Annotated in this window: 3 protein-coding genes and 3 pseudogenes; 2 read left to right on the top strand and 4 right to left on the bottom strand. The window is 57.5% G+C overall.

What is annotated here, in order from left to right:
* Positions 1–291: 291 nt before the first annotated feature.
* Positions 292–465, top strand: a pseudogene (locus tag ASC96_RS33015) (IS256 family transposase); the annotation flags it as partial.
* Positions 466–707: 242 nt separating this feature from the next.
* On the opposite strand, the gene ASC96_RS24300 reads toward ASC96_RS33015, so the two are convergent.
* Positions 708–1142, bottom strand: a complete 435-nt coding sequence (locus ASC96_RS24300; RefSeq protein ID WP_060505667.1) for a hypothetical protein — start codon at positions 1140–1142, stop codon at positions 708–710.
* Positions 1143–1708: 566 nt separating this feature from the next.
* Between ASC96_RS24300 and ASC96_RS24295 the strand changes: the two genes are divergently transcribed.
* Positions 1709–2239, top strand: a complete 531-nt coding sequence (locus ASC96_RS24295; RefSeq protein WP_082512249.1) for an NAD-dependent epimerase/dehydratase family protein — start codon at positions 1709–1711, stop codon at positions 2237–2239.
* 183 nt (positions 2240–2422) lie between these two features.
* Here the strand turns inward: ASC96_RS24295 and ASC96_RS33010 are convergent, their stop codons facing one another.
* The 3 genes and pseudogenes from ASC96_RS33010 to ASC96_RS33000 all read right to left on the bottom strand — a co-directional run.
* Positions 2423–2794, bottom strand: coding sequence for a hypothetical protein (locus ASC96_RS33010; protein ID WP_200956649.1), 372 nt, complete (start codon positions 2792–2794; stop codon positions 2423–2425).
* A gap of 969 nt (positions 2795–3763) precedes the next feature.
* A pseudogene (gene istB / locus ASC96_RS24280) lies at positions 3764–4448 on the bottom strand (IS21-like element ISRel16 family helper ATPase IstB).
* Between the two features lie 11 nt (positions 4449–4459).
* Positions 4460–4829: pseudogene (locus ASC96_RS33000) on the bottom strand (IS21 family transposase); the annotation flags it as partial.

Genomic DNA, 4829 nt, shown 5'->3' with positions numbered 1-4829 from the left:
CTGCATCCGACTGCCTTCAATTGCCGCAACACAACAAACCTTTTCGCCAATGCTCATGCCGACAAAGGATCCGCGGACACAAAATCAATTCGTGGACGCCCTCCTAGCGGTGTTTTTTTCCAGCTCTGAAATCGCGTCATAGCAGGATAGTGTAGCGAGAGTGAAGCCCACTGATCCCCCACTGATTATGTGCCTGGGGGTGGTGTAGCAGGCAGGCGACCATCAGCGTTTTTCGGTAGGGTGGGGTTGTTCAAGCTCAACCTGATAGAAAAATCACCGATCACCGACGAGATGATGAAACCGGCTCTCGCTTTTGAGAAGGGCGCGGATGTGGATTTGCTGCGGGAGATAATTGGCTTTGCTGCCGAGAAGCTGATGGAGTTGGAGGTCGGCGCAAAGACGCGCGCGGCCTATGGCGAGCAGAACGCGTTTCGGCTCGGCCAGCGCGACGATTATCGCGAGCAGACGGTTTCCTCGGTCTCACCATGGCGTCGGTGGTCGGATGATTGGACAATTCGTCGAAGGAAACCTCTCCAAAAACTCGCTTTTGCTTTATCCCAAGACCGGAACAATTGATGGCGCTTCTGCCCTGGCGTTTATCCAGCGGCGCCCCGAAGAATATGGCCCGGTGTTTGACAGTAGATCTGTTTCTCCCGGTGCCTCATTGCGAGGCACCGGCTCGGTTTATTTTGGCATGCCTCTGCTTTTCAAGCGAACATCCTGCGAAGGCGGCCCCAAATACCCTTCGGCTTGTCCACGTGCTGCGTACGAATGTAGCGGGCGGTCTTTGCAGCACTTACCGTTGTCCCAAAGTGGCAGTAGCAGACGATGTGGTGTAACTGCCCGTCAGACAACTGGAAAAACTCCTTTGCTGCTCCGTAAGTGTCGTTTTCCAACCCAGATGCCCGCAGAATGGGATCGTTGAAGGCCACAGTGATCGCCGAGTTATTGCTGCGCATGACAGCACGCGCAGCAGCCGGCTGAGTTTCGGTTTCGCGCAGTGTCGATAGCACTTGATGAGATTGTCCCTCAAGGACCTCTACCCAACGTCGGATGCGGTCCTCCGGCGACATGATCTGTTGTGGAAAATGTTGATTGATCTGGGCAAGATATTGCAGTTGATCGAGTTCGTGATGCTTCATTTCGCCCTCCATTGACGATTGAATGCAGCCGGCCCTCCGCTCTCACGACATCCGGCCGTGCGCTTTGAGTTTTTCGGGAATAGTACTCTGACGATGTTAATTGATCCTCCCTTCGTTCGCATGAACTTTAGAAAGACCTAATTGTTCCCCTGCACCACAGACCACACGTCGGAATGACCGCGCAATCCGATCGACTATTGGAAACGACGACATCGGTGGCCGACGTAATAGCCGCTACTGTTGTCCGTGGCACCGACCTTAAAGGGCGCAGGCCAGATCCCAGCGATTGACCACCGGAAAAGCGCATGCAATCGCGATTACGGCCCCAAAGGTCCGCTTCCCTTTCCGATCCTCGCTCAGGCAATATTCGTATCAATCTAATCTAAATCAAACGGCGAGGGAATGAATACTAATTGACGCAATCAACCGCATACGATTTGACCAGATTACCCATCCGGACCCTGCTTGGGGTAAGCGGGGCTAATCTGGTGGCGGTGCCGACACGATTAGCAGATCTGACGGGGGAGAGGACGGTGCTGAGGCTGTGGCCAAACGAGGAGCATTTGATGAATGATGGCCGATCACAAAAGCGCATGGTGCTGGTAACAGGAGCCGGAGGTTTTCTTGGAGGACACGTGGTGCTGGAACTGCTCAAGCAAGGTTACAGCGTGCCGGGAACTCTTAGGCAGATGACGAGAGCCTCGGCTGTAAAGTCACGCTTCCAGCCTTTTGAGGACAAGGTCAGCCTCTTTGAGGCCGATCTGGATAATGACAAGGGATGGGCCGATGCGGTGTCAGGCTGCGGCTACGTGATCCACACTGCATCCCCATTTCCAACTGGCGCGGTGCATGATGAGGAAGGATTGATCCGTACGGCCAGAGAAGGGGCGCTCCGCGTGTTGCAGGCATCCCATCAAGCTGGAGTCAAGCGGGTCGTTCTCACCTCATCCATCGCAGCCACCAACCACGGTAGCGGAAGCGCGCCTTTCAGCGAGACGGATTGGACCGATGTGGAGAGCAAACGGGTAACACCCTACTACAAGTCCAAGACGATGGCGGAGCGGGCCGCCTGGGCATTTCGCAAGAGCGAGGACTGAATAGATGGCGTGGTTGCCGCTCTACCCACCCGGCACGTTCTATCAGAGGATGGTCGGGTTAAATCCAACGGGTGGAAGGATGGCAGCATGACATACGACACGATGATTGGGATCGATCTGGCGAAGAACGTTTTCCAGGTTCATGGAGCTTTGCTTTCCGGAGAGGTGAAGTTCCGGCGGAAACTATCGACGAGGGCGTTGAATTGCGAGCGCACGCCGCTGTCGAGCGTCGGCAGGATGACGGGGTGCTCGCTGAGCAGGTCTGCGAGCTTCGCGCCGCGTTTGCCCGTAAGACGACGGCCGGCCGATGACAATGACCCGCTGCTGATAGACGTGCTGGGCGATGAAGGGCGTGACTGAATCGGCCATCGGCGCCTGGTTCAGAAGGACGATGTCGAGGTTTAATGCCTCCAGCGCCCCGAGCAGTTCACTGGTACTGCCCCAGCGCAGGATCATGTCGACATCCGCCCGCCCGAGTATGGGCCGCAGGAATTCCATCTGAAAGTTGCGCGAGAGGGTTGCCGGCGCGCCGATGCGGATGGCGCGGCGCGCCAAGTCCGCGCGCTCTTCGATAACGGTTGGCTCAGTCTCTTTGCGCTCGATGAGCAGGGCCAGATGACATGGCGCTATGAGGGCAGATTGACATGGCACAGAACCCGACAGTTCGCATCACCTGGAGAGCGTGCATAAACAGATGCTGGGGCCAACGCATACCTTTAAAATTATGAACGTGCGCCCATTCGGGCACGGCCCCGTCGCCCGATGTGCCTATCAACCGCACAGCGCGCCGAGGTCGACGGGCTGTGCGGTTGGGTCCTCGTTTGCGGCCGACTAGCTAGCGGCGTCTTCAGCCGCCAAGTGAACGACGCATGTGGGAGCAAAAGCAAGTCGAGGATGCTTCTTTGGCGCAAGAGCAACCAAGCATCACTTCAAGGTACGGTTTCGTACCCGCTCTTGGCTGGAACTATAGGGATCTCTGACGGTTCGCAGCCTTGTGAAACTCAGGAGATTGCTAAGCAAAGAAGAGATTTGATACTCGGCATGACAGCGGCAGGCCTGCTTCCGATGGCTGGTTCGGCGTTTGCGCAGAACGGGCGCATGGAGAAAGACACGCTGAGGGCGTTGAAGCGCCATTGAGCTGCGCTGTCGCAAACCGGTCATTGCAATGCAAAACGCCGGCCACAGGCTTGCCTTCCGAGGGAAAGGTGCCTCTATCCGTGGTTACCGATCCGAATAATCAAGCAGTTTCTTGTGGCGCTCGAACTGTGCGGCAACGTACGCCTTGTCGACCTCAGCGCCGCTCACAGAATTCAAAATGGAGCGCGGCTTTGCCGTCAGCACCAAGTCTCTTCTAAACCTCGTCGTCTGAAGCGGTTTCAGCGAGCCTTCCACTTTGCTGCCGATTCCGATGAAGCCGCCCCTTTGTTCCGAGATGATTGCGCGCCCGGATTCCGGGATGATCTCGCCCCCTTGAGGCTGGGGTCCTGCTGGCAATAAATGTTGTCAGTTCATTCGTGTAACGAGTCAAGATTTCCGGCGCTGATTTCGCCGCAAGCTTTCGCCGGATAGGTCGACGCGATGGGCATTGTGAACGAGGCGGTCGAGGATGGCATCGGCATAGGTCGGATTGCCGATGACCTCATGCCAGGCTGATACCGGAAGCTGACTGGTAATGATTGTCGAGCGGCGGCCGTAACGATCCTCAAGGATCTCCAGAAGGTCGTGGCGTGCTTGCTCATTGAGCGGTCCCAGGCCCCAGTCGTCGAGGATCAAGAGCTGGACGTGTCCAAGGGTGCATTGCAGTCTGGCATAGCGACCATCGCCGTGGGCAAGGGCGAGATTAGCAAACAGTCGCGGCGCGCTGATAAAGTACGGAACGATCGTCGCGGCAGGCCTTGTGCCCGAGTGCACAGGCTAACCAGCTTTTGCCGACGCCGGATGGCCCGCAAATCGCGAGGTTGTCATGGGCATCGATCCAGTCGCCGCCGATCAGCTTCATGAACAGTGCCCGATCGAGGCCGCGTTCGCTGCGGTAATCGACATCCTCAGGAACAGCATGATGGCGAAGCTTGGCAAACCGCAGGCGTGCGGCAAGCTTGCGATCGTGGCGTGAACTCCATTCTCGCTCCAACAGAAGCCCGAGCCATTCGGCATGGGAGAGTTGTTCGCTCTCGCCGTTGCTGATCAGTTCGTTGAACGCTTTGGCCATGCCGGTCAGGCCCAAAAGACGCGGTGGCGTAGTCGACCCAGCAGCCAGCGCTCGACAATGCGAACCGCGGCTTCGACCTTTGCCTTGTCCCGCGGCCGGCGCGGGCGCGTCGGAAGAACAGCGCTTCGGTAATGCGCCGCCATCCCGGCATAGGTGCGATTGACCTGCGGATCAAAATGGCAGGCCTTGATCACCGCCACCTTGGCGTTGTCGGGAACCAGCAGCGCCGGTGCGCCACCGAACCCCTCCAGCGCAAGCAGGTGGCATTCGATCCAATCAGGAAGCGTCTCGCTCCAGCGAGCATGTGCAAACGACAAGCTCGATGCCCCCAAGACCGCAACAAACAGATGGGCTTGCCGCGTCTTGCCGGACAATCTGTCG

The organism is Rhizobium sp. Root1204 (genome assembly GCF_001424965.1).
GTDB lineage: Bacteria > Pseudomonadota > Alphaproteobacteria > Rhizobiales > Rhizobiaceae > Pararhizobium.
Note: the sequence above shows the minus strand (reverse complement) of the source record. Positions and strands in the feature narration are given on the sequence as shown.